The 25,447-nt window shown below is 66.1% G+C and carries 20 protein-coding genes; 4 read left to right on the top strand and 16 right to left on the bottom strand.

Going from position 1 to position 25,447, the window contains the following annotated elements; genetic code table 11:
• Positions 1-142: 142 nt before the first annotated feature.
• Complete coding sequence (locus ACWPW1_RS14190) at positions 143-4,486, top strand: DEAD/DEAH box helicase (protein WP_454253247.1); 4,344 nt, start codon at positions 143-145, stop codon at positions 4,484-4,486.
• A gap of 16 nt (positions 4,487-4,502) precedes the next feature.
• Here ACWPW1_RS14190 and ACWPW1_RS14185 read toward each other — a convergent pair whose 3' ends face one another.
• Positions 4,503-5,228: a TorF family putative porin gene (locus tag ACWPW1_RS14185; RefSeq protein WP_313647228.1), complete on the bottom strand. Its 726-nt coding sequence runs from the start codon at positions 5,226-5,228 to the stop codon at positions 4,503-4,505.
• A gap of 470 nt (positions 5,229-5,698) precedes the next feature.
• Between ACWPW1_RS14185 and ACWPW1_RS14180 the strand changes: the two genes are divergently transcribed.
• Positions 5,699-5,830, top strand: a complete 132-nt coding sequence (locus ACWPW1_RS14180; protein WP_257721099.1) for a hypothetical protein — start codon at positions 5,699-5,701, stop codon at positions 5,828-5,830.
• A gap of 86 nt (positions 5,831-5,916) precedes the next feature.
• Here the strand turns inward: ACWPW1_RS14180 and ACWPW1_RS14175 are convergent, their stop codons facing one another.
• The 5 genes from ACWPW1_RS14175 to ACWPW1_RS14155 all read right to left on the bottom strand — a co-directional run bounded on the left by ACWPW1_RS14175 (position 5,917) and on the right by ACWPW1_RS14155 (position 10,195).
• A complete protein-coding gene (locus ACWPW1_RS14175; RefSeq protein WP_059315348.1) occupies positions 5,917-6,681 on the bottom strand; it encodes an ABC transporter ATP-binding protein in 765 nt (254 codons plus the stop codon).
• A 34-nt stretch (positions 6,682-6,715) separates the two neighbouring features.
• Complete coding sequence (locus ACWPW1_RS14170) at positions 6,716-7,828, bottom strand: succinylglutamate desuccinylase/aspartoacylase family protein (RefSeq protein WP_454253246.1); 1,113 nt, start codon at positions 7,826-7,828, stop codon at positions 6,716-6,718.
• 37 nt (positions 7,829-7,865) lie between these two features.
• The gene (locus ACWPW1_RS14165; protein WP_059315346.1) at positions 7,866-8,576 is read right to left on the bottom strand and encodes an ABC transporter permease; all 711 of its coding nucleotides are present in this window, start codon (positions 8,574-8,576) and stop codon (positions 7,866-7,868) included.
• A complete protein-coding gene (locus ACWPW1_RS14160) occupies positions 8,573-9,313 on the bottom strand; it encodes an ABC transporter permease (RefSeq protein ID WP_059315345.1) in 741 nt (246 codons plus the stop codon). The genes ACWPW1_RS14165 and ACWPW1_RS14160 overlap by 4 nt, the downstream gene beginning before the upstream one ends.
• Positions 9,314-9,415: 102 nt before the next feature.
• On the bottom strand, positions 9,416-10,195 hold the full coding sequence (locus ACWPW1_RS14155; protein WP_059315344.1) for a transporter substrate-binding domain-containing protein: 780 nt from the start codon (positions 10,193-10,195) through the stop codon (positions 9,416-9,418).
• Positions 10,196-10,546: 351 nt separating this feature from the next.
• On the opposite strand from ACWPW1_RS14155, the gene ACWPW1_RS14150 reads away from it, so the two are divergent.
• Together ACWPW1_RS14150 and ACWPW1_RS14145 are read left to right on the top strand one after the other, a co-directional pair.
• Positions 10,547-10,984 carry a GNAT family N-acetyltransferase gene (locus ACWPW1_RS14150; protein ID WP_454253245.1) on the top strand — a complete coding sequence of 146 codons (438 nt, stop codon included), beginning with the start codon at positions 10,547-10,549 and terminating at the stop codon, positions 10,982-10,984.
• Positions 10,985-11,485: a hypothetical protein gene (locus ACWPW1_RS14145; RefSeq protein ID WP_271655264.1), complete on the top strand. Its 501-nt coding sequence runs from the start codon at positions 10,985-10,987 to the stop codon at positions 11,483-11,485.
• On the opposite strand, the gene ACWPW1_RS14140 is transcribed toward ACWPW1_RS14145, so the two are convergent.
• From ACWPW1_RS14140 to nuoK, 10 genes are all read right to left on the bottom strand, one after another.
• Positions 11,425-12,528 carry an FUSC family protein gene (locus ACWPW1_RS14140; RefSeq protein ID WP_059315341.1) on the bottom strand — a complete coding sequence of 368 codons (1,104 nt, stop codon included), beginning with the start codon at positions 12,526-12,528 and terminating at the stop codon, positions 11,425-11,427. The genes ACWPW1_RS14145 and ACWPW1_RS14140 overlap by 61 nt on opposite strands.
• 3 nt (positions 12,529-12,531) lie before the next feature.
• A complete protein-coding gene (locus ACWPW1_RS14135; RefSeq protein WP_454253244.1) occupies positions 12,532-14,253 on the bottom strand; it encodes an ATP-dependent DNA ligase in 1,722 nt (573 codons plus the stop codon).
• Complete coding sequence (locus tag ACWPW1_RS14130) at positions 14,250-15,269, bottom strand: ligase-associated DNA damage response exonuclease (protein ID WP_454253243.1); 1,020 nt, start codon at positions 15,267-15,269, stop codon at positions 14,250-14,252. Before ACWPW1_RS14130 ends, ACWPW1_RS14135 begins: the two co-directional genes overlap by 4 nt.
• Positions 15,270-15,330: 61 nt before the next feature.
• A complete protein-coding gene (cobA, locus tag ACWPW1_RS14125; protein ID WP_059315338.1) occupies positions 15,331-16,077 on the bottom strand; it encodes a uroporphyrinogen-III C-methyltransferase in 747 nt (248 codons plus the stop codon).
• Positions 16,078-16,326: 249 nt separating this feature from the next.
• Complete coding sequence (locus ACWPW1_RS14120; protein ID WP_454253242.1) at positions 16,327-17,997, bottom strand: protein kinase domain-containing protein; 1,671 nt, start codon at positions 17,995-17,997, stop codon at positions 16,327-16,329.
• Positions 17,998-18,070: 73 nt separating this feature from the next.
• A complete protein-coding gene (locus ACWPW1_RS14115; RefSeq protein WP_434774470.1) occupies positions 18,071-20,104 on the bottom strand; it encodes a M13-type metalloendopeptidase in 2,034 nt (677 codons plus the stop codon).
• A gap of 149 nt (positions 20,105-20,253) precedes the next feature.
• The gene (gene nuoN, locus ACWPW1_RS14110) at positions 20,254-21,705 is read right to left on the bottom strand and encodes an NADH-quinone oxidoreductase subunit NuoN (RefSeq protein ID WP_271655258.1); all 1,452 of its coding nucleotides are present in this window, start codon (positions 21,703-21,705) and stop codon (positions 20,254-20,256) included.
• Between the two features lie 7 nt (positions 21,706-21,712).
• Positions 21,713-23,245, bottom strand: coding sequence for an NADH-quinone oxidoreductase subunit M (gene nuoM, locus ACWPW1_RS14105; RefSeq protein WP_059315335.1), 1,533 nt, complete (start codon positions 23,243-23,245; stop codon positions 21,713-21,715).
• Positions 23,246-23,272: 27 nt separating this feature from the next.
• Positions 23,273-25,120, bottom strand: coding sequence for an NADH-quinone oxidoreductase subunit L (gene nuoL, locus ACWPW1_RS14100; RefSeq protein WP_271655257.1), 1,848 nt, complete (start codon positions 25,118-25,120; stop codon positions 23,273-23,275).
• Positions 25,117-25,425 carry an NADH-quinone oxidoreductase subunit NuoK gene (gene nuoK, locus ACWPW1_RS14095; RefSeq protein WP_007158894.1) on the bottom strand — a complete coding sequence of 103 codons (309 nt, stop codon included), beginning with the start codon at positions 25,423-25,425 and terminating at the stop codon, positions 25,117-25,119. Before nuoK ends, nuoL begins: the two co-directional genes overlap by 4 nt.
• Between the last annotated feature and the right edge of the window lie 22 nt (positions 25,426-25,447).

The following is a 25,447-nucleotide window of genomic DNA, read 5'->3' as shown; positions in this document are numbered from 1 at the left end:
GTAAACTCGCACGCGAGCCCGGTCCGCTTCCTCAGGTCTCTTCGCCTTGTTTGGCTCTAGCTCGCTAGACTTTAAACAGGCTCTTATTCGCCGCCGGTCGGCTTGGGTTGTGGCCCCTGATGGCCACTCCCATATTGGGCTCATGACCTCGATATCGCCTGCCGCCGTCCTGGCGGACTTTCACGACGCGCCGCGCAGCTGGTTCACGACGCGCTTTCCCGCACCGACCGAGGCGCAGCTGCAGGCCTGGCCGGCCATTCGCGCCGGCGCCTCGGTGCTGGTGGCGGCCCCCACCGGCTCGGGCAAGACGCTGACCGCCTTCTTCGCCGTGCTGGATGGCCTGGTGCAGGAGGCGTTGCGGGAAGGCGGCCTGCCCGAGACCTGCCTCTGGCTCTATGTGTCACCGCTCAAGGCTCTGTCCAACGACATCCGTCTCAATCTCGAAGAACCCCTGGCCGGCATCAGTGCAGCGCTGGAGGCGCGGGATTTACCGCCCTTGGGGTTACGCACGGCGGTGCGGACCGGGGATACGCCACAAAAGGAGCGGGCGGCGATGCGTCGGCGGCCGCCGCACCTCCTGGTCACCACGCCCGAGTCCCTCTATGTGCTGCTCGGCTCGGATTCCGGGCGGCGGATGCTGGGTAGCGTCCGCGGTGTGATCGTCGACGAGATCCACGCCATTGCCGACGGCAAGCGCGGCAGTCACCTGACGCTGAGCCTGGCGCGACTGGAGGCCTTGGCGGGGCGTCCACTGCAACGCATCGGCCTGTCCGCTACCCAGAAACCCCTGGCCGCCGTCGCCGCCTTTCTGGTCGGGCGCGATGCCAAGGGGCAGGCACGGCCCTGTACGGTGGTCGACATCGGCCACCAGTGTGCTCGCGATCTGGCCCTGGAGGTGCCCCCCGTTCCTCTGGAGGCGATGCTCTCCACCCAGGCCTGGGAGCTGGTCTACGACCGCCTCGCCGAACTGGCCGAGGCACACCGCACCACCCTGGTGTTCGTCAACACGCGGCGCCTGGCCGAGCGCATGGCGCGTCAGCTCTCGGATCGCCTCGGTAATGGCCAGGTCGCCGCCCACCATGGCAGCCTGGCCAAGGAGCAGCGGCTGGATGCGGAGCAGCGCCTCAAGCGCGGCGAATTGCGCCTGCTGCTGGCGACCGCTTCCCTGGAACTGGGCATCGACATCGGTGATGTCGACCTGGTCTGCCAGATCGGCTCGCCAGGCTCCATCGCCGCCTTTCTGCAGCGGGTCGGGCGCGCCAATCACCAGGTCGGCGGCCTGCCCAAGGGACGACTGTTTCCCACCTCGCGCGACGATCTGGTGGAATGCGTCGCGCTGCTCGATTGCGTGCGCCGGGGCGAACTGGACACCCTGCACATCCCCCAGGCACCGCTGGATGTCCTGGCCCAGCAACTGGTGGCCGAGGTGGCCTGCCAGGAGTGGTCTGAGACAGCGCTGCTGGCCGTGCTACGCCAGGCCGAACCCTATGCCGCTCTCGAAGAGGCGGACTATACCGCGGTCGTGGAGATGCTCAGCCAGGGCTATACGGACCGCCGCGGGCCGCGTGCCGCCTATGTGCACCGGGATGCGGTCAATGGCCTGCTACGCGGTCGGCGCGGCGGCAAGGCCACGGCGGTGATGAGCGGCGGCACCATCCCCGAGAGTGGTGATTTCAGCGTACTGCTGGAGCCCCAGGGCCATACGGTGGGCAGCGTCAACGAGGATTTCGCCTTCGAAAGCCTGGTAGGCGACGTCTTCCAGCTCGGCAACACCGCTTACCGCATCATCAAGATCGAAGGCAGCAAGGTGCGGGTGGAAGACGCCAAGGGGCAGCCGCCCAACATTCCCTTCTGGCACGGTGAGGCGCCGGGGCGCAGCGACGAGTTGTCGGCGGGCCTGGCGCGGCTGCGGGCGGAACTCGAACCGCTGCTGCCCGGCACCGACGAGCCGCCGGAACCGGCCATCGCCCGCATCGGCGCGGCTTATGAGCTGGAGGAGGGTGCCGCCCGCCAGTTGGTGGACTATCTGGGTCGTGCCCGGCAGGCGCTGGGTGCGCTACCGACGCAGCAGACGCTAGTGATGGAGCGCTTCTTCGACCAGGCCGGCGGCATGCAGCTGATCATCCATGCCCCCTTTGGCAGCCGCATCAACCGCGCCTGGGGCCTGGCCCTGCGCAAGAGATTCTGCCGCAACTTCAATGTGGAGCTGCAAGCAGCAGCCACGGAGAACGCCTTGATCCTCTCGCTGGCGACGAGCCACAGCTTCGTGCTCGACGAGGTCTGGCGCTACCTGCATCCGGCCACCGCCGAGACCGTGCTAGTCCAGGCCCTGCTCGATGCGCCACTGTTCGCCGTGCGCTGGCGCTGGAACGCCACCACGGCGCTGGCGCTGCCGCGCTTCAGTTCCGGGCGCAAGGTGGCTACCCAGGTGCAACGCATGCGCAGCGAAGACCTCCTGGCCACGGTCTTTCCCGACCAGGTCGCCTGTCTGGAGAATCTCGCGGGCGAGCGTCAGGTGCCAGACCATCCACTGGTCCGCCAGACCCTGGATGACTGCCTGCACGAATCCCTCGACAGCCGGGGGTGGCTGGCCCTGCTGGCGCGTATCACCGGTGGGCAGCTGACCCTGCTGACCCGCGACTTGCCCGGGCCGTCGCCGCTGGCTGCCGAAGTACTCACGGCCAAGCCCTATGCCTATCTGGACGACGCCCCGGTCGAGGAGCGGCGGACGCTGGCGGTGCAGAATCGTCGCTTTGGCGGCGCCGATCCCGATGAGCTGGGCGCCCTGGATTCCGCCGCCATCGCCCTGGTGCGCGACGAAGCCTGGCCACGTCTGGAGACGGCGGATGATCTGCACGAAGCCCTGCTGGGTGTGGGCTTTCTCACCGAGGCCGAGCTGACGCGGCACCAGTCCCAGGTCCGCCAGCTGGTCAAGGCCGGCCGAGCCGGTTGCCTGCGGCTGCCGGAGGCGACCCTGTGGATCGCGGCCGAGCGCCTACCGCTCTTTCAGGTGCTGTTTCCCGAGGCCTCCACGGAGCCGCCGCTCAGCCCGCCGCCCGGATTCAAGGCGCCTGTGGATCCTGAAACGGCACTGGTGGAGCTCTTGCGCGCGCGCCTCACCGCCCTTGGACCGGTGGACCAGCGTCCGTTGGCCGCGAGCCTCGGCCTGCCGCCGGAGCGCCTCACCCCGGCGCTGCTGGTGCTGCAGAGCGAAGGCTACGTCTTGCAGGGGCGCTTTACCGAGGCGGACGACGCGGTGGAGTGGTGCGAGCGCCACCTGCTGGCGCGAATCCATCGCTATACCCTGGGACGCCTGCGCAAGGCCATCGAGCCGGTGGCGCTGGCCGACTACCTGAGGTTCCTGCTGGAGCATCACCATCTGGCCGGTCCGGCGACCCTGAGGGGCGGAGAAGGCCTGGAACAGGTCATCGGCCTGCTGGAGGGCTTCGAGGTCGCCGCCGCGGGCTGGGAAGGGGAGGTCCTTCCCAGTCGTCTACCGGATTACCAGTTTACCCACCTCGATGATCTCTGCCGCGCTGGCCGGGTCGTCTGGCTGCGCCTGCCGCAACCCGGACGCGGTGGCGGCGGCCCGGTCAAGGGCTCACCCATCGTCCTGCTGCCCCGACGTCATCTCGCCGACTGGAACAGCCTCACCACGCCCCCGCTGGCCGAGGCCCTGTCGCCCAAGGGGCAGCGGGTGCTGGAGGTGCTCACGCGTCGCGGTGCCTCCTACTTCGATGAGCTGCTCGGCGAAGCGCGCCTCTTGCGCAGCGAGCTGGAAACGGCCCTGGGCGAGCTGGTTGGTATGGGCGCGGTCAACGCCGACAGCTTCGCCGGTCTGCGCGCCCTGTTGCTACCAGCAGCCAAGCGCGGCAGCCGCACCGGTCTGCGCCGCGGGCGAATGCCTCTCTATGGCGGCATGGACGACGCCGGGCGCTGGGCGGCCTTGCGACTGGCCGAGGGCCCTACCGAGGAGCGGTTGCCGGATGCCCTGCTGGAGCGGCTGGTCTGGCTGTTGCTGCGCCGCTATGGCGTGCTCTGCTGGCAGCTGCTGCAGCGTGAGAGCGAGGTGTTGCCCCCCTGGCGCGATCTCTTGCGCGCCTGTCATCGTCTGGAAGCCCGTGGCGAGATCCGCGGCGGTCGCTTCATCGCCGGCCTGTCCGGCGAGCAGTTCGCCGATCCGGCGGCCATCGCACCCTTGCGGGAATGGCGCCAGCGCCCGCCGGAGGATCTATGGGTATGCGTGTCGGCGCTGGATCCGCTCAATCTGGTCGGCACCCTGCTGCCGGGCGCCAAGGTGCCTGCCGTGGCTGGCAATCGCCTGCTCTATCGCGATGGCGTACCCATCGCCACCCGGGTAGGGACGAAGGTCAATTGGCTGGTCGAGCTGGAGGCCGGGGAACAGGTGCGGGCGCGTCAGGCTCTGCAGCAATTGGGGCGGGAGCGTCCCCAGGTGGGGCTTGGGCGCAGTCTGTTGCGGCAGTAGCGGACAGCCGTGGTGTTTAGAAAAAGGGGTGCGAGGCCTTGAGCATGAGGGCACTGTCGCAGTAGGTGTTGTGGCCCGAATACACCGAGCAGTCGGCGCCTCTCAGGCTGGTACCGCTGTAGGTCAGGTTGAACAGGGTGTTCACCCACTTGCGGCTCAGATTCACCGACCAGTCGTTGAAGCTGCGCACCATGCCACCGCTGTCGAGGGTAGAGGGCACATCCAGCACGTAATTGGTGTACTTGAGCGAGACGCCGGTCTTGATCAGGGGCAGGGTACCCAGGTCGGCATAGACCGAGGCGTTGTGGCGGCCCGGATCGTTGGCGAAGGCCGCGCCCAGGCGCTTGCCGTAGACGGTCATGCCGGAATACAGCTCACGGCTGGGATCGACGTTCTGGATCAGGTTGCTGTAGTTGATCACACCCAGTTCGTAGCCATAGCCGGGGGCGAAGCGATGCTTGTAGCCGGCGTAGGTGTCCATCTCCAGCAGCGGCGCTTCGGCGGACGAGGCGTTGTTGGTCGTCCACTGGCCGAAGTACAGGCCGCTGTCGTGGGTGAGATCGAAGCCACCACCCATGCCGGCGGAGTTAGGGGCGACCAGGCCTTGGGCCATGCTGCGTGACGGCGCCGTGCTCATCTTCAGATCGAAATCCCCCACTTCACGCTGCATGCCCCAGCTGGCAGCCATCGCCGGGCTCGCCAGGAGTCCGAGGATGAGGAGTAGAGGTAAGGATCTGGTCATGGAAGCACTCCTGCCGTGCCGATAGCGCAATTGATGGAGATGTGATGGGGATAACAACAAGCAGGGAGAACACCAGGGTGCAACCACCTTGATGGCATCGTTGTTATTAGATGAGAAACCGCGGCTAACCCGTTATCTCCATTGGATGATAACCAACGAGGCCAAGGTTTTTTTCGCCATTCGTCAGTTTCTAGATCATCCATTGAACTCGCCAAGAGTAACCAGACAGGCGAATTTGATATGGGTTCCAACAATAAACATCGACACACCAACTGGCAGGGTGGTGCGGATGACGCCCTGGCTGCCAGGCCCGAGGACATACTTTTTGACAAAGCGTAGGGCCATTGCGACGAACAACCGCGGCCTGGTGGATTGAATCGGCAGCAGAAGACTCAATATCTTAGGGTGACGGGCAGCAAGGCCCGTCCCGACGTGGCTGTCCTGATAGAGCACTGGCTCGAGGAGTTTTCATGAACGACCGTATACAAGCCCTGGTGCTGGACCTGTTTGCCCGTTTCGGCCTGGTGAAGGCCATCCCGATTCGCAGCCAGGAGCGGGAGCGGTTGGCGGCTCAGCGTCGCCACGAGCAGCAGCGTCGCTGAGCGACGCGTTCAAGTGTGATCGGGCGCGGACCTGAAAGCCCAAGGGCGCCAGGTTTGCGCGGAGGCCCCTCGACAGGGACCTGAGATCACTTGAGATTGCCGCTGAGGAATTGCCGTAGCCGCTCACTGCGCGGATTGACCAGCACATCGCTCGGCGGACCTTCTTCTTCCACCACACCCTGGTGTAGAAACAGCACCTGGGACGATACCTCCCGTGCAAAGGCCATCTCGTGGGTCACCATGAGCATGGTGCGACCTTCTTCCGCGAGAGCGCGGATGACCTTGAGCACTTCGCCGACCAGCTCCGGATCGAGCGCGGAAGTGGGCTCGTCGAACAGCATGATCTCCGGCTCCATCGCCAGGGCACGGGCGATGGCGACCCGTTGCTGCTGGCCACCGGACAGGAACGCCGGGTACTGATCGGCAACCCTAGCGGCCAGACCGACCTTCTCCAGGTACTTGCGTGCGCGGTCTTCGGCTTCCGCCTTGCCGACACCCAGGGCCTTGCGTGGCGCCAGGGTGATGTTGTCCAGCACGCTCAAGTGGCTCCAGAGATTGAAGTGCTGGAAGACCATGGCCAGGCGGGTGCGCAGATTCTGCAGCTGAGCCGCATCGGCCACCCGCACCGCGCCGTGGTCATCGGCCATGCGGATGGTCTCGCCGTCCAGGGTCATGGTCACGGCGTTGGGCTGCTCGAGGAAGTTGATGCAGCGCAGGAAGGTGCTCTTGCCGGAGCCGCTGGCGCCGATCAGGCTGACCACATCGCCGGTCTTGGCCTTGAGCGAGACGCCCTTGAGCACTTCGTGGTCGCCGTAACGCTTGTGCAGGCCTTCGACGGTCAGTTTGTACATGGATAGGGATTCCACAGGTGAAAAGGAATAGGGGTCACGGCGAGAGCAGGTAGCCGCTGCGATAGGCCTCGGTGCCCGCCACATGGGCGATCACCATGCCGGCCGTGGCCATGCGGCGATTGGAGCGCGCATAGAGAATACCGGCGACCGCACTGCGTACCTCCTCCACGCGATCACTGATGGGATCGATGACCTGCGCCAGCACCTGGCCCACCTCGATGCGCTCGCCGGCCTGGGCCTTGAGCACCAGCACGCCACCCTGGGAGGTCGCCACGGGCTCGACGGCCGCCAGCGGCGTGGCAGGCTCCAGCAGCGGCGGCAGGGGAGCCGCCTGGCCGCTCACGAAGCCCTGATGACGCAGGTAATGGACGATGGCATCGGCATCCGGACCGGCGAGCTCATCGCGCACGTCCAGCTGACCGCGCAGCTCCAGGGTCACCGACAGGCTGCCCATCGGCAGGCGCTCGCCGAAGCGCTGGTTGAGGTTCCACCAGAGCAGGGTGAAGCATTCGTCAAAGGACTGGCCGCCCGAGTCGGTGGCGAGCAGGCTGGCCTGCGAGCCGAAATAGCGTGCCAGCGGCTCCACCTGGGGCCAGGCTTCCGGCGTGGTGTAGAGGTGAGCCACGGCGTCGAAGTCACAATGCAGGTCGAGCACCACCTCGGCGTCGCAGGCCAGGCGTTGCAGGATCAGGCGTTGGCTGTCGAGCTGGGTGGTAGCGGTTTCCGCGGCCAGGGCGGTGCGGAAGGCCTCGCGCACCAGGGCCTGGTTGGTGGCGATGTCGTCACCCAGGCGCTCGGCGACGGCGGCTTCGACCTGAGCGGTCATGTCGCGAAACCGACGGTTGAAGTTCTGGCCGGTCTCCAGCTCGTAGCGACCCAGGTGGACGTCGGCCACCTGCTGGTCCTGGCCGATGGGGTTGGCCACGGGCACCAGCACCACTTCCGCCAGCAGCTCGCCCGCGGCGTCGAGCGCCTTGAGGCGCTGCTTGAGGTGCCAGGCGGTCAGCATGCCGGGCAATTCGTCGGCATGCAGCGAAGCTTGGATATAGACCTTGCGGCCACTGTCGGTGGGGCCGAAGTGGAAGCTGTGAATGCTGCGCTCGGTGCCCGGAACCGGGGCGACCAGCTGATGGGTGAGATGGCGCATGACTACTCCGGGGCCGCGCAGGACGCGGCCGCTTGGGTCAGTGGGTCGGGCCTAGGAAGGCCAGCCAGCGGCGTTCCGCGAGGCGGAACAGGCCGATCAGGATGAAGGACACCGCCAGGTACATCAACGCGGCCAGGCCAAAGGCCTGGAAGGTCAGGAAAGTCGCGGTGTTGGCGTCGCGGGCGATCTTGAGCAGATCCGGCACCGTGGCGGTGAAGGCCAGGGTGGTGGAGTGCAGCATCATGATGACTTCGTTGCTGTAGAAGGGCAGCGACCGACGCAGCGCCGAGGGCAGGATCACGTGCACATACAGCCGCCAGCCGTCCAGGCCGTAGGCCTTGGCTGCCTCCACCTCGCCGTGGGGGGTGTTGCGGATGGCCCCGGCAAAGATCTCGGTGGTGTAGGCGCAGGTGTTCAGGGCGAAGGCCAGAATGGTGCAGTTCAGGCCGTCACGGAAGAAACTGCCCAGCAGTGGCTGGTCGCGCACGAAACCCAGGCTGTAGATGCCGGTGTAGCAGATCAGCAGCTGCAGATAGAGCGGGGTGCCGCGGAAGACATAGGTATAGAAGCCGATGGGCCAGCGCAGCCAGCGCCGTTCGGATACCCGCGCCACCGACAAGGGCACCGAGACCAGGAAGCCGATCACCACCGAGGCCACCAGCAGCCAGAGGGTCATGGCCAGTCCGGTGATGTGGTAGCCATCGGTCCACAGCAGGGGTTTCCAGTATTGCTGCAGGAGTTCGATCATCGCTTGGCCTCCCGCACGCCGACGTGATAGCGCCGTTCCAGGGCACCGAGGATGGCATTGGTCACGGCGGTGATGAGCAGGTAGATGACGCCGGCGACGATCAGGAAGTAGAACAGCTTGAAGGTCCCCTTGCCGGCTTCCTGGGAGGCACGCACCAGGTCCGCCAGGCCGATGATGGAGACCAGCGCGGTGGCCTTGAGCAGCACCTGCCAGTTGTTGCCGATGCCGGGCAGGGCGAATCTCATCATCTGCGGGAAGGTGATCAGGGTGAAGGTCTGCCAGCGGTTCAGGCCGTAGGCCAGGGCGGCCTCGCCCTGGCCGCGCGGCACGGCGAGGATGGCGCCGCGAAAGGTCTCGGTGAAGTAGGCGCCGTAGATGAAACCGAGGGTGGCGATACCGGCGGCCATGGGATCGATGTCGATGTAGTCCCAGCCCATGTAGTCGGTGAGGGCGCCCAGCCAGTTCTGCAGGCTGTAGAAGATCAGCAGCATCAGCACCAGGTCCGGTACACCGCGGATCAGGGTCGTGTAGCTCTGTGCGATGAAGCGCAGGGGCGTGAAGCGCGACAGCTTGGCCGAGGCGCCGAGCAGGCCGAGGATGACCGCCACTACCAGCGCGAAGCCGGCGAGCTTGAGGGTCGTCAGGGTGCCTTCCAGGATCAGCGGGCCGTAGCCATGCAGGCTGAGCGTGCCCAGTCCGATGGACTGCAAGAAGGAGTCGAAGGAATTCTGCTGCATGCGTCTTGGGGGAATCGCCTGGTGAGTCCGCGGGCGCGGCGAGCGCCGGCGGTCATACGTAAAACGCCCCCGGTGGCACCAGGGGCGTCTGCCGAACCGACCTTACTTGGGATCGTAGAGGTTCAGGTCGCCAAAGTACTTCTTCTGAATCTTGTCGTAGGTACCGTCGGCGTGGATGGCCGCGATGCCCTTGTTGACGAAGGTCTTGAACTCGTCGTTGCCCTTGCGGATACCGACGGCGGTATCGGCCGGCAGCAGCTCGTCGTGGATGGCGGTGTTGACGTAGCCCTTGCCCTGGGGCGATTTCATGAAGCCACCTTCGGCCTGCAGCATGTCCTGCATGGCGACGTCGATACGGCCCGACACCAGGTCGGCGTAGACCTGATCCTGGTTCTGGTAGCTCTGCACGTTGACGCCATTGGGCGCCAGCTTCTGCTTGGCGAAGGTCTCCTGGATGGTGCCCTGCTGCACGCCCACGGTCTTGCCCTTCAGGCTTTCCGCGGTGGCCTGCAGGTTGGAACCTTCCTTGACGACCATGGAGGAGGGGCCCGACCACAGCAGGTCGGAGAAGTCGATCTGCTCGGCACGCGCCGGGGTCTTGGTCAGCGAGGACAGGATGCCATCGAACTTGCGCGCGCGCAGGCCAGGGATCAGCCCGTCGAAGTCACTCACCACCCACTTGCACTTCACCGCCAGCTTTTCGCAGATGGCGTTGCCCAGCTCGATGTCGAAGCCGACGAAGCTGCCATCGGCGGCCTGGGATTCGAACGGTGGGTAGGTGGTGTCCACACCGAAGCGGATCTCTTTCCATTCCTTGGCCATCGCCGAACCGGCGGCCAGACACAGGGCGAGCGCAGAGAGAGTCAGCCAGCTTTTTTTCATGTCGGATCCTAGAGCGAATGTGGATGAAATCATGGCGCCATTACAGCGTCCGTGCCCTCGCGGGAGCAATAAGCTTACCAGTCGGCGAAGATCGTCCCAAATCTGTACGCGGTTGCCGCGTTGTTTACATCCTGTAGCGGCCAGCCGCATCGAGCGGCGCGCATTATGCACCGGAACGGCGCGGCTTTCCTGCCTGGTGCGGACGAGTGCACCGCTTTGGGTCTAAAAAGACACGGCTGCGCCAAAGGTGGGCAGAAAGGTAGCAGAAGAGCCCGTTGCAATAGAGGCCGTCTCCGTTAGGTAGCAATCATCCACTGCGGCTGTGTGCAAAGGAAACGGGAGGAAGACCGGATGACCAAGGGGCAAAACGGGTTGGCTTCCGGCGCGATCCAGGTGGCGACGGCTGCCCAGGTCGCGGCGGTCGCTCAGGGTTTTCAGGCCTTCGTCAGCGCCCAGCATCCGCTGTTGGCGGACGAATCAGCCGATCTTCCCCTGCAGCTTGTAATCACAGAGGCCAATCGCGTCATCGCGGGCGTGCTCGGCCGGGTGTTCTGGCAGGGCCTGGAGATCGAGGTGCTCTGGGTGGACGAGGCCTATCGTCAGCGAGGCCTGGGCAGGCGGTTGCTGCAACAGGCGGAAGACCATGCCCGCGCCCAAGGTGCCCGGGTGGCCTATCTGCGCACTGCGCAGGCGGCTGCCTTCTATGAGCGCTGCGGCTACCGGCACTGCGGCTATCTGCCGCGACCTCTGGGGACTGGGCTGCACAGCTTCTATAAGGAGCTGGGCTAGATGACCGCCCCGGGGCTGGTCCGGCAACTGGCGCGCCTGCTGGCCTTGGTAGCCTTGGCCGCACTCTATGGCGCGCTGCATGACCAGCTCAGCTATGGCATAGGTCCGGAATACTTCAGCTGTCTGAAATTCCCCCAGTTCGGCCTGCTCGATTCGGAGGTGGCGCCACGTTGGCGGGCCGCGCAGGTCGGGGTGCTGGCCGGGGCGGCCGCAGGACTGCCCTTGGGGCTGGTTCTGCTCTGGCTGACCCACCGGCGTGCTGCCGCTGATCGAGGTCTCTGGCGCGGGATCGGCGCTGTCTTGCTTGGCGCCCTGGCCTTCGCCTTGCTGGGCCTGGCCCTGGGCTGGGTCGCCCTGGACCTGGGTCGTATGCAGCAGGTACCCGCTTGCGTGCGGGATAGCCGAGGTTTCCTGCTGGCGGCCTGGATGCACGATGGCAGCTACCTGGGCGCCCTGGTCGGCTTGGCGGTATTCGCCTGGCGCACCCGCCGATCACGTTGAAGCCGTGCAAGCGCACGCTCGACGCCGGCTTCCAGGGCAAGAAAGAGCAGGGCCACGCCGCCTCCGAGCAGAGTACTGCCCAGGCGTTCCAGGGCGATGCTGGCTTCGGGAGCACCCGCCAAGGCGACCATCAGCACCGTGGTGCCGGTGATGAACAGGGTCTGCCATGAATAGCGTCCGTCCTGCAGCAGATAGGCGCCCGCCGCGCACAGCAGGCAGGCACCAGCCAGGACGAGGGGCGTGTTGTCGAGCCAGACCACCGCGCCCGCCAGCAGGCAGCCGGCCAGGGTGCCGCCCAGTCGACCCAGCCCACGGCGCCAGGTGTCGCCCAGCCGTGGCTTGAGCACCAGCAGGGCGGTCATGGGGGCCCAGTAGCCATGACCATAATCGAGCAGGCCGGTCAGGATCTGGCAAAGGGCGACCACGGCGGCGGCATAGAAGCCATAGCGGCCAAGGCGGAATCTGTCCTCGAATAGCACCACCACCTCGCGCAGGTGGGTCCTGAGCGAGCCGGTACGCAGGCGCCATTGGGAGCGGTAGAGTGCCTTTTGCAGGAGGGCGAAGAGCGCCAGTTGCAGCAGGCCGCCGGCGAGCACCAGGCCGCCGCGCCAGACCGCCTGCTGCAGGTCGCCTGGAAAGCCACCGGCCACCAGCAGGGCCACGGTCCATTGCTGGGTGATCCACCAGGGGCCGTTGCCGACGGCGAACAGCCAGGCGCAGCAGGCTGCCCAAAGGGCGCCGACGAGCACCAGCGCCGGTAGCTGATGACCGAGCAACGAGCCGACCACCGCCGAACAGGCCATGCCCAGGGCAGCCACCAGCATGGGCGCCAGGGGTTCGGCGGCAAAGCTCTTGTAGGCGCCGAAGCCGACCGTGTAGGCGCCACCGAGGGCCACCACGCAGGGTAGCCAGGCACCGGTCCACCATCCGGTGAGCAGGATCACCGCCAGCGCCGGCAGACAGGCCAGCGCCAGGGCCCAGCGGGGCTCCTGAGGCGCGCCTATGGCGCCATCGGCAACAGGAGGGGGTGACTGGCCTGCCATGGCTCAGGCCAGGAGATTCTGCAGGATGTCGAGGGTATCGGCTTCGGCCACCGGCTTGTCATGGCGCCAGCGCAGCATCCGCGGAAAGCGCACGGCGACACCACTCTTGTGGCGCTTGGACAGGGCAATCCCTTCGAAGCCCAGCTCGAACACCAGGGTCGGCTCGACGCTGCGTACCGGCCCGAACTTCTCCACCGTGGTGCGCCGGACGATGGCATCCACCTTGCGCATCTCCTCGTCCGTGAGACCGGAGTAGGCCTTGGCGAAGGGCACCAGGGTGCGTTCGGAACTCTCCGGCGGACCGTCCCAGACAGCGAAGGTGTAGTCGGAATAGAGACTGGCGCGGCGTCCATGGCCACGCTGGGCATAGATGAGCACAGCGTCCACCGAGAAGGGATCGACCTTCCATTTCCACCAGGTGCCCATGTCCTTGGTGCGGCCAACGCCATAGAGCGAGTCCTGTGCCTTGAGCATCATGCCTTCCACGCCCAGGGTGCGAGAGGCCTCGCGCTGGCGGGCAAGATCCTGCCAGTCGCGCCCGTGCAGCAGCGGTGAGGGACGCAACAGCGGACTGGCACAGTGCGCTACCACCCGTTCCAGCTCGGCGCGACGCTGCCGTTGCGGTTGGCTGCGCAGGTCATGACCTTGCCATTCGAGCAGGTCGTAGGCGAGCAGGATGACCGGTACGTCCTCCAGGATCTTCTTGCCCAAGGTCTTGCGGCCGATGCGCTGCTGGAGCAGGGCGAAGGGCTGCACGCCGAAGGGGATGGGCGCGGCTGGATCGCGGGCGTCCTGGTGCTCGCTGACTTCCTCGCTGCTGAGCAGGGTGTCGGGGGCGGCGTCTTCCTTCCAGACCACGATCTCGCCATCGATCACGGTGCCATCGGGCAGCGATTCCACGAGGGGATGCAGTTCGGGAAAGCGATCGGTGACCAGGTCCTCGCCCCGCGACCAGATCCACAGCCGGCCGTCACGCTTGACCAGCTGGGCGCGGATGCCGTCCCACTTCCATTCCACCTGCCAGTCTTCGGCCGGACCCAATTGCGCCTCGAATTGCTCCACCGGCAGTTGCAGGGCATGGGCGAGAAAGAAGGGGTAGGGTTGGCCACCGCGCTGGGCGTGTTCGTCCGGACTTTCCGGGGCGACCAGGCGCGCATAGCCCTCGGCGGTGGGGCGGTGGGAAAGGTCGGTATAACCCACCAGGCGCTGGGCGACCCGCTTGGGATCCAAGTCCGCCAGGGTGGCCAGCGCGCGGGTCACCAGCAGCTTGGAAACGCCGACGCGGAATTCACCGGTGATCAGCTTGATGCAGACCATCAGGCTCTGGCGATCCAGCTGGTCCCAGAGCGGCGGCAGACGCTCGGCCAGCTCCTCCGGCGACAGGCCGCGCAGGGGCAGCAGGTATTCTTCCAGCCAGAAGGCCAGGCCTTCCGCGTTGGCGGCATCGGCGGTGGGAATCAGCAGCGCCATGGTTTCGGCCAGGTCGCCTACCGCCTGGTAGCTCTCCTCGAACAGCCACTCGGGCAGGCCGGAGAGGGCCATGGTCAGCTCACGCAGCTGCCGGGTCGGCACCAGGCGCCGGGGGCGGCCGCCGGCGAGGAAGTACACCGCCCAGGCGGCATCGGCGGCCGGGGCGCTGCCGAAGTAGTCCACCAGGGCGGCCAGCTTGGCGTTGCTGGACGTCGTGGCGTCGAGACGGCCATAGAGCTCGGCGAAGGCCTTCATGCCTGGGTCTCCGTGGCGAAGGGGGTATCGTCTTCCTCACCGTATTCGGTGGTGAAGCCCTGGGCATCCAGGCCCTTGTCACGCAGATAGCGCACCAGGGTGGCGACCGAGCCGTGGGTGACCATCACCCGTTCGGCGCCGGTCTGCTCGATGGCCCACAGCAGGCCCGGCCAGTCGGCATGGTCGGAGAGCACGAAGCCGCGATCCACCCCACGTCGGCGGCGGGTGCCGCGCAGCATCATCCAGCCGCTGGCGAAGGCATCGCTGTGCTCGCCGAAGCGGCGGATCCAGGTGCTGCCGCCGGCCGAGGGCGGGGCGATGATCAGCGCCTGGCGCAGCAAGGGATCGCTCTTCTTGAAGTCGCCGGCATAGTGGGTTTCCGGGATGCGGATGCCGGCCTCGCGATAGACCCGGTTGAGCGGCTCCACCGCACCATGGGCGAGGATCGGGCCGATCTCCGGATCGAGCCCGTGCAGGAGGCGTTGCGCCTTGCCGAAGGCATAGCAGTAGAGCACGCTGGCCAGCCCCTGGGCCTGGTTGGCGCGCCACCAGGCGTTGACCTCGGCGAAGATCTCCGCCTGGGGCCGCCAGCGATAGATCGGCAGGCCGAAGGTGGATTCGGTGATGAAGGTATGGCAGCGCACCGGCTCGAAGGGGGTGCAGGTACCGTCGGGCTCGACCTTGTAGTCGCCCGAGGCCACCCAGACCTCGCCCCGGTATTCCAGGCGCACCTGGGCCGAGCCCAGTACATGGCCGGCGGGATGAAAGCTCAGCTTGACCCCGTGGTGGTCGATGACCTCGCCGTATTCCAGGGTCTGGAGGTTGATATCGGCGCCCAATCGCGCGCGTAGGATGCCAGCGCTGCCCGAGGTGGCCAGGTAGTGACCATTGCCCACCCGGGCGTGGTCGCCGTGGCCATGGGTGATGACCGAGCGCTCCACCGGATGCCAGGGATCGATGTAGAAGTCGCCAGGCGGGCAATAGAGACCGTCCGGGCGGGCGATGACGAGGTCCATGGGCGCCGCTCTGCTAGGGGATTACCCATAGGAACGGCGGCTGGGCTCTGGAGTTCGCCGCTCAGGCCTGGGCGGCGTAGCTCAAGGCCTGCTGCAGAGCCGCCTGGCCCACCACCTCGCCGATCACCAGGATCGCCGGGCTCTTCAACTGGAAGAGCGCGGCGTCCACCTGCAGCTCCTGCAGGGTCGAGCGGCATTCGCGCTGGCTGGGCAGGGAGGCGTTCTCGATCATGGCTACCGGCGTAGCCAATGGCAAGCCGCCGTCCAGCAGGCCTTGCTGAATCTCGCTGAGCCGGGCCACGCCCATGTAGACCACCAGGGTGGTACCGGTAGCTGCCAGGGCGGCCCAGTTGGGCGCCGTGTCGTCCTGGGTGTGGGCGGTGACCAGGGTCACGCCGCGGGCCACGCCCCTCAAGGTCAGGGAGATGCCGCAGGCGGTGGCACCGGCCAGGCCGGCAGTGATGCCGTTGACGATCTCGCTGCCGACACCGCGGGCGGCCAGCCATTCGGCTTCCTCGCCGGCGCGACCGAAGATGCAGGGATCGCCGCCCTTGAGCCGGGCCACGCAACGGCCCTGGCGGGCATAGCGCAGCATCAGCCGGTGGATGAAGGCCTGGGGCGTGGAGCGACAACCACCGCGCTTGCCGACGCGGATCACCCGGGCGGTCGGGCAGTGTTCGAGCACCGCCGGGTTGACCAGGTCGTCGATCATCACCACCTCGGCCTCGCCCAGGGCGCGCACGGCCTTGAGCGTCAGCAACTCGGGATCGCCAGGGCCGGCACCGATCAACCAGACTTTCCCGCTCATGTAGTGACCTCTCGTATCCAGGGTGGAGACTGTAACGCAAAAAAAAGGCGTCCCGCTGCAAGCAGCTGGGACGCCTTTGTCCGGAGGGTCTTTCCTCGCCGTTGAAGAAAGACCTATGTAATGGATGGGTTTGCAGGCTTCATGCCAAGGCCCAGATCCGTCCATTCTGGCTGTTGGCGGTGAAAAAATCACACCCGGCTGCCTCCTTTGTGCGCAGTGTGCTGCAAAAGAGGGCATGCCTTGGGCCGTTCAATGTCGATAGAGCAAGAGCAGTATCAGCAGCAGATTCAGCGTCAGCGAACAGGCCGCCACGATCTGCCAGGTGCGCAGGGGATCGCGCTGCAGCAGCGGCAGGGGCCGGGCCAGAGGTTGGCGTTCGCCCTGTTCCAAGAGCAGCAGCGCTTCTTCGGCGGTCTCGAAGCGCTCATTGGGATCCACTGCCACGGCGCGTTGCAGCCAGTCTTCGAGCCAGGCCGGCGCATCCGGGCGCCGGCGCAGGACGCTGGCGGGCGCGCCGAAGCGGGGGCGCTGGAAGGGTTCCACCTCGCCGTAGGGATAGCCACCCGTCAGCAGCTGGTAGAGGGTCACCCCGGCCGCATAGAGATCCTGGGCCGGACTTGGCTCGGCGCCTTCGAAGGACTCTGGCGCGCGATAGCTGGGGGTGCCCGGGCTGTCCTGCAGATCCTCGGACAACTGCGGGCAATAGGCCAGGCCGAAGTCCAGCAGGCGCAATTCGCCGTCCAGGCCGCGATGCAGGTTGTCCGGCTTGATGTCGCGATGGAGGATGTTGCGTCTGTGCAGCTGGCCGAGGGCGCGCAACAGGCGCGACGCCACGTCCAGCCAGTCGGCCAGCGCCAAGGGCCCTTCGCTGGTTAGCTGCTGCGCCAGCGTCCGCCCTGGGTACTCACGCTGAACGAAGTAGAGATGCGCCCGCCTGGGCAAGGGGTGTACCTCGACGAAGGCACGGCCGGCGACGCGGCGCAGGAACCATTCCTCCATGAGCAGGGCATGACCAGCCAGGGTGTCGGATTGCAGCGCCGCGGGCAGGGTCTTGAGTAGCCAGGGGCGGTCACGCTCGTCGTGGACGCGATAGAGCAGCGATTGCCGCGACTCCGCTAGGCGCTCGACCACCGTCCAGCCTTCGAAGGCCTGGCCGGGCTTCAAGGCGGGCAGCGGTGGCCAGGTATCGGCGTTGGCCAGGGTATCGGCCAGGGAGATGTCGGGCAGGCGGTCGACCCGTACCAGCAGGGCGCTGGCATTGTCCTGGCCGCCGGCGTGCAGCGCCCCGGTCACCAGCGCCTGGGCGGTGGCATCCAGGTCGGTCACGCCGTCGACGAGAATACGCCTCATGCTGTCTTCGCCCAGCGCCGCCCAGACGCCGTCGCTGACCAGCAGTAGCGTCTCGCCGGTTTCCAGTTCGCCTTCGCGAAAATCCACCACCAGGTGGTTTTCCAGCCCCAGGGCGCGGGTCAACACATGCTGCATGCCCGCCTGCTGCCAGACGTGGTCGACGGTGAGACAGGCCAGCCGACCACCGTGCCAGCGATAGGCGCGGCAATCACCGACATGGGCCAGGGTAAAGCGCCGTCCGCGGATCACCAGGGCCGTCAGGGTGGTCAGCAGCGGTTGGCCATTGCCGGCGGCCTGCAGCCAGCGATTCTGCGCCAGCAGCAACCGCTCCAGGGCCTGGGCCACCGGCCAGGTTTCCGGGGTGGAATAATAGTCCTGGGCCAGCGCCTGCAGGGTGGCACGCGCGGCGAGTCCACCATCCGGACAACCGCTGACACCATCGGCCAGGGCGAACAGGTGCCCCTTGGTGGCTGCCAGCGCCGCGCTGGGCTGGACACTGCGCAAGGCGTCCTGGTTTTCCTTGCGTGGACCGGTCGCAGTGGCTTCGGCGAAGGCGAGTTCTAGGGGCATGGACGGGGCGCCGGAGGGGAGAGGTGACGGGCAATGCAAAAGCGATACCCGACTGCCTGACGCCCCTGGAGCACTACCAGATTTCCACGCGTTTCCCGTCCGGCCGGACCATGGCATCACCCGCCTTGCAGCTGAACGCCTTCGCGAACGACGGCATGTTGGAGGGCGCCCCAATGGCGCGGAATTTCATGGGGGCATGGGGATCGGTGTTGAGGAACAGGCGCGCCTGTTCTTCACGGATCGAGCCCCGCCAGACCCGTGCCCAGTTGAGGAAGAAGCGCTGCTCTTGGGTGTAGCCATCGATCTTGCGATCGGCTTCTTCCGGCTTCTTGGCTAGGGCCAGTTGCAGGGCGTCATAGGCCGCGTTGATGCCGCCGAGGTCGCCGATGTTCTCGCCCAGGGTGAGCTTGCCGTTGACGTGCAGCTCAGGATGGTCGGGCAGCGGATGGTAGTTGTCGAACTGCTCCACCAGCTTGCCGGTACGGGCCTCGAAGGCCTTGCGATCGGCCGGGGTCCACCAGTCCACCTGGTTGCCCGCGCCGTCGAACTTGCTGCCCTGGTCGTCGAAGCCATGGCTGGCCTCGTGGCCGATCACCGCGCCGATGCCGCCATAGTTGATGGCATCGTCGCCATCTGGATAGAAGAACGGTGGCTGCAGGATGGCGGCGGGGAAGTTGATGGTGTTGTCAGTGGGGCTGTAGTAGGCATTCACCGTCTGCGGGTACATGCCCCATTCCTGGCGGTCGGTGGGCTTGCCGATCTTGTCCAGGTCATGGCGATAGTTGAAACGCGAGGCAGCTTCCAGGTTGGCGTAGAAGCCCTGCGGCTTGAGCGTCAGGCCGCTCCAGTCCCGCCAGCGCTCGGGGTAGCCGATCTTGGGCAGGAAGCTGTCCCACTTGGCCAGGGCCTTCTGCTTGGTCTCCGGGCTCATCCAGTCGAGCTTCTCGATGCGGGCGCGAAGCGCCAGCATCACGTTGTCCACCAGTTCCTGGGCCCGCGCCTTGGCCTGGGGCGAGAAGTGCTCCTGCACATAGAGCTGGCCGAGCCCTTCGCCCATGGCGCCATTGACCGCGCTCAGCACCCGCTTCCAGCGCTCGCTCTGTTGCTGCTGGCCGCTTAGAGTCTTCTGGTTGAATTCGAAGCTCTCCTGCTGGAAGGGCTTGGACAGCAGCGGCGCGGCGTCATCGATCACGTGGGCGCGCAGATAGGCCTGCCACTGTTCGATGGGCGTCTCGGCCAGCATGCGGTCGAACTCGGCGAAGAAGCCGGGCTGGGACAAGGAAAAGCCCTGCTGGGCGGTGACGCCTTGGCTGGCGAAGAAAGCCTGCCAGTCGAAGTGCGGCGTGACCTTGTTGGCTTCGGCGAAGCTCAGGTAGTGATACTGGTTTTCCGGATTGCGCAGATCCACCGGCTTGACCGAGGCACGTGCCAGGCGACTTTCGAAGGCCAGCACCAGCTCGGCCTGGGCGGCCGCCTGGGCTTTGGGTACGCCGGTCAGGGTCAGCAGCCGTGCGAGATGACCCAGGTAGGCCTGGCGTAGCTTGGCGTAGTCGGCCTCGGTGTAGTAATCGGGTGTCGGCAGGCCCAGGCCACCCTGGTAGGCATAGGCGATCTGCTGCTTGGCGTTCTGGTAGTCGGCACCGGAGCCGAAGGAGAACACCTGCATGTCGCCTCGGGCAAAGCTCTTCTGGAGATAGGCCACCACATCGGCCGAGGTGCGCAGTCGGTCGATGGCTGCCAGCTGCGCCTGGATTGGCTGATAGCCGGCGCGCTCGATGGCGGCTTCGTCCATGCCCGAGCGATACAGCCAACCGACCTTCTGTTCTATCGAACCCTGTTCCGCGCGATCCGCCGTGCGGGCTGCGCGCTGCAGGATGGCGTGCTGGTCGTTGAGCGATTTTTCGCCCAGGGCCATGAAGGAACCCCAGCGCGACTTGTCCGGCGGGATGGGATTGGCCGAGACCCATTTCTGGTTGACGAAGGTGTCGAGGTCGCTACAAGCGGTGGCCGGGTCACCCAGTTCGGTGACGTCGAAGACAGGGGCGGCGAAAGCCTGGCTGCCGAGCAGCAGGCCAATGGTCAGGGCGAGGGGTTTCAACGCAGGCATGGGAAAAAGGGGGCTCCAGAAAAGGGCAGAGGAAAGCGGAGTAGGGGTCGAGGGTAGCGGTCGCGGTGCGACCCTGCCAAGGGCGCTGTTTCACAGGTGCTAGAAACGACGATCCCCGCCGAAGCGGGGATCGTGGGCGGTGCCTGGGATCAGAACACCGTCAGCTGCGCCAGTTGCAGCAGCGGCTGCGGATAGACGCCCAGGACGAAGGTGGCGATGGAAATGGCGATCAGCATCACGCCACCGGCGCGTTGCCCCCAGTTCATCGGCGCGTCATGGCGCTGCAGGCCCTGCTCGGTCAGGTACAGGGTGACCATCACGCGCAGGTAGTAGAACAGGCCGATGGCGCTGCCCAGCACGATGGCCGCGGTCTGCCACCACATGCCCGCTTCCACGCCCACGGTAATGACGTAGAACTTGCCGATGAAACCGGCGGTGAGGGGGATGCCGGCCAGGGACAGCATCATCACCGTCAGCGCTGCGGTCAGGTACGGACGGCGCCAGAACAGGCCGCGGTACTCGAACAGCGCATCGGCATCACGCTGGCCGTTGCTCGGGCTGGACATCAGGGTAATCACGCCGAAGGCACCCAGGCTGGTGAAGACATAGGTCACCAGATAGACCGCCACGGCTTCCATCGACAGGCCTTCGCCCGACGCCACCGCCACCAGCAGGTAGCCGAAGTGGGAGATGGAGGAATAACCCAGCAGGCGCTTGAGGTTGCTCTGCATCAGCGCCAGCAGGTTGCCCACCAGCATGGAGGCGATGGCGATGAAGGCGATGGCATCGTGCAGCCAGCCGTCATCGCTGGCCATGGGCATGGTCTGGAACACCCGCACCAGCACGGCGAAGACAGCGACCTTGCTGGCGGTGGCCAGGAAGGCGCCAACCGGAGCCGGCGAGCCTTCGTACACGTCCGGGGTCCACAGGTGGAAGGGTACCAGGGACAGCTTGAAGCCGAGGCCGACGATCAGCATGCCGAGGCCGATTTCCATCAGCAGGCCGGTGCTGGCCGGGGCGTCCATCTGCATGCCGATGTCGGCGAAGTTCAGGCTACCGGACTGGGCATAGAGCAGGGCCATGCCGAACAGCAGGATGGCCGAGCCGGCGGCGGACAGCACCAGGTACTTCATGCCGGCTTCCAGGGAGCGGCGGTTGAAGTAGCTGTAGGCCACCAGGCCGTAGACCGGCACCGACAGCAGTTCCAGGCCGATGAACAGGCCAGCGACGTTTTGCGCCGCCACCAGCACCAGACCACCGGTGGCGGAGATCAGCAGCAGCAGGTACAGCTCTTCACGGTTGCCCGGATAGCCTTCCATGTAGGCATGCGACAGGGTCATGCAGGCCAGGGTGGCGATCAGGATCAGTGCCATGTAGAAGCAGCTGAAGCCGTCGATGCGCAGCAGCGGGGTGACGTCGATGGCGCCGACGCCGAGGGCCGGGATGCAGGACAGCAGGGCCAGGTTGAGACCGATCACGCCCAGGGTGGGAATGATGGTGTGATCCCGCCGCCAGGCGATGCCCAGCATCACCACCACGGCGGTGAGGCCGGTGATGATGATCGGCAGGAGGGCGATGAAGTGTTCGTAGGTAAAGGTCATGGCGCTCTTACCGGGCGGAAACGAGAGAGGAGAAGGCTTCGCCGAGCCACTGCTGAACACCGGCCATGCTCGCGGCCGAGGTATCCAGCACCGGCTGCGGGTAGACGCCGAGCAGCACCAGCAGCACGCCAAGCAACAGCAGCATCGACAGTTCCCGTGCGTTCAGACCCGGTAGCGCGCCTTCGGCCTTGGCCGGACCGAAGTAGGCGCGGTGGATCATGATCAGCGAATAGACCGAGGCGAACACCAGGCCGAAGGTGGCGATGACGGTGATCATCGGCACGACCGGGAAGGCGCCCAGCAGGATCAGGAATTCACCGACGAAGTTGCCGGTGCCTGGCAGGCCCAGGGATGCCGAGGCGAAGAACAGACTCAAGGCCGGCAGGTAGGGCAGGCGTGCCCAGAGACCGCCCATCTCGCGCATGTCACGGGTATGCATGCGCTCGTAGAGCTGGCCGCAGAGGATGAACAGACCGGCGGCGGAGAGGCCGTGGGCGATCATCTGTACCACCACGCCCTGCAGCGCCTGGGGGCTGCCGGAGTAGATGCCGATCAGCACGAAGCCCATGTGCGAGACGCTGGAGTAGGCCACCAGGCGCTTGATGTCGGTCTGGGCGAACGACAGGATGGCGCCGTAGAAGATGCCAATGATGCCCAGCCACATGGCGATCGGCGCGAATTCCGCCGAGGCGTTGGGGAACAGCGGGATGGCGAAGCGCAGCAGGCCATAGGCGGCGGTCTTGAGCAGGATACCGGCCAGGTCGACGGAACCGGCGGTCGGCGCCTGGGCGTGGGCATCGGGCAGCCAGGAGTGCAGCGGCACCACCGGCAGCTTCACCGCGAAGGCGATGAAGAAGCCCAGCATCAGCAGGTACTCCAGCTTGGGATCCAGCTGCAGTTGCAGCAGGTCTTCGTAGTCGAAGGTCAGGACGCCGGTGGCACCGTAGTTCACCAGTACCAGGGCAACGATCGCCACCAGCATGATCAGACCGCTGGCCTGGGTAAAGATGAAGAACTTGGTGGCGGCGGTGATGCGGCTCTTCTTGCCGTCCGCGGAGCTATGGCCCCACAGCGCGATCAGGAAGTACATCGGCACCAGCATCATCTCCCAGAAGAAGAAGAACAGGAACAGGTCCAGCGCCAGGAACACCCCCACCACGCCGCCGATGATCCATAGCAGGTTGAGGTGGAAGAAGCCGACGTGGCGCTGCACTTCGCGCCAGGAGCAGGTTACCGCCAGCACACCGAGCAGGCCGGTGAGCAGGATCATCAGCAGCGACAGGCCATCGAGACCGAAGTGCAGGCTGATGCCGAAGCGCGGAATCCAGCTCATCTGGAATTCCGCGGTCCAGGCGGTTTCGGCGCCAGGGGCGGGAGCCAGGCTGTAGTCGCCATGGGCCCACAGCCACAGGCCGAGTACCAGCTCCAGCAGCATGGTGAACAGGGCGATCCAGCGGGGCACCAGCGGGCCGGTCTTTTCCGTGAGGAAGCAGAGCAGGCCGCCGATGAAGGGGATCAGGATTAGCCAGGGCAGAAGCATGACGTGTACTTATCCTTAGTCAGGGGGTCAGGCCAGCAGCAGCGCGCCGAGCAACAGCACGGCGCCTCCCACGATGGAAGCCGCGTACCAGCGCAGACGGCCGTTCTCGGTGATGCTCAGTGCCAGGTTGCCACCGCGAGCCACCATCGGAATCAGGCCAATGGCCTGGTCGAAGGGATCACGGCGCAGCAGGCGGGCCAGCAGCAGGTACGGCTTGACGAAAATCAGGTCGTACAGCCAGTCGAAGCCCCAGGCGTGATACCACCAGGTCCCGAAGAAGCGACCCGGCGCGCTCTTGGCCAGGGCGGTCACGAAGGAACGCTTGCCAAGGAAGAGCAGGGCGGCCAGCAGGATACCGGCGATGGCGATGGCTCCCGAAGTGATCTCCAGGGAATGCTTGGCTTCACCACCGGCATGCCCGATCGATTCCGGCAGCACACCTGCCAGGGGTGGCACGATCAGCGCGCCGACGAAGGTCGAGAGCACCAGCAGTACCGCCAGCGGCAGGTTGTGGGCGATGCCGTGGCCGGCATGGGCCTCGGTATGCGCCTCGCCATGGAAGGTGATGAAGATCAGGCGGAAGGTGTAGATCGAGGTCAGGAAGGCACCGGCCAGGCCTGCGTAGAGCAGGTAGGTATGACCGCTGGCGAGGGCTTCCCAGAGGATCTCGTCCTTGGAGTAGAAGCCGGCGGTCACCAGCGGCAATGCCGCCAGCGCCGAGCCACCCACCACGAAGCTGGCATAGGCCAGGGGGATCTTCTTCCACAGGCCGCCCATCTTGAAGATGTTCTGCTCGTGGTGGCAGGCCAGGATCACCGAGCCCGAGGCGAGGAACAGCAGCGCCTTGAAGAAGGCGTGGATCATCAGGTGGAAGATTGCCGGTTGCCAGGCACCCACGCCCAGGGCCAGGAACATGTAGCCGATCTGGCTCATGGTGGAGTAGGCCAGGATGCGCTTGATGTCGGTCTGCACCAGAGCGGCGAAGCCCGCCAGTACCAGGGTCACGGCACCGACGATACCGACCAGGTGGAGGATCTCCGGCGCCAGCAGGAACAGGCCGTGGGTCCGGGCGATCAGGTAAACGCCCGCGGTCACCATGGTCGCGGCGTGGATCAGCGCCGAAACCGGAGTGGGACCAGCCATGGCGTCCGCCAACCAGGTCTGCAGCGGCAGCTGGGCCGATTTGCCGACGGCGCCGCCGAGCAGGGCCAGGGTGGCCAGCACGATCAGCGGATCACCGCTGGCGAAGACGTCGGGCGCCTTCTGCAGCAGCTCCTGGATGTCCAGGGTGCCCAGGGTCATGAACAGGATGAACAGACCGAAGGCCATGAAGACGTCACCGACGCGGGTGACGATGAAGGCCTTCAGCGCGGCGTTGCCGTTGGCGCGCTCGCTGTAGTAGAAGCCGATCAGCAGGTAGCTGCACAGGCCCACGCCTTCCCAACCGAAGTACAGCAGCAGCAGGTTGTCGCCGAGGACCAGCAGCAACATGCTGAAGATGAACAGGTTGGTGTAGGCGAAGAAGCGCGAGTAGCCCTCTTCACCACGCATGTACCACGAGGCGAACAGGTGGATCAGGAAGCCGACGCCAGTGACCACGCCAAGCATGGTCAGCGACAGGCCGTCCAGGTAGAGAGCCATGTTGGGCGCGAAGCCCTCCACGTTCATCCACTGCCAGAGGACGAGGGTCAGGTGGCCGTCGGCGGGCGGCGCGACGTGGAAGTTCCAGCCGACCCAGGCGGCGACCAGCGCCGCCAGGCCCACCGAACCCACGCCAATCAGCGCGGAGAGATTCTCCGACAGCCGACCGCGGGAGAAGGCCAGCAGGAAGTAGCCGACCAGGGGAAAGGCGAAGGTGAGGGGTAGCAGGTTCATCCGTGCATCTCGCTGGCGGCATCGACGTCGAGGGTGTGGAAGCGGCGATAGAGCTGCAGCAGGATCGCCAGGCCGATACTGGCCTCGGCGGCGGCCAGGCTCAGCACCAGGATGAACATCACCTGGCCGTCGGGAGCGCCCCAACGGCTACCCGCGACCACGAAGGCCAGGGCGGCGGCGTTCATCATGATTTCCAGACTCATGAGCACGAAGAGGATATTGCGGCGGACCATCAGGCCCACCAGGCCAAGGGCGAACAGGGCGCCGGCGAGGGCCAGTCCGTGTTCCAGAGGTATGGCGTTCATTGGCTGTTCTCCAGTCCTTGGC

The sequence above is a fragment of the Pseudomonas sp. Marseille-Q7302 genome (assembly GCF_965111925.1).
This window is presented reverse-complemented; position numbering and strand designations above follow the sequence as displayed.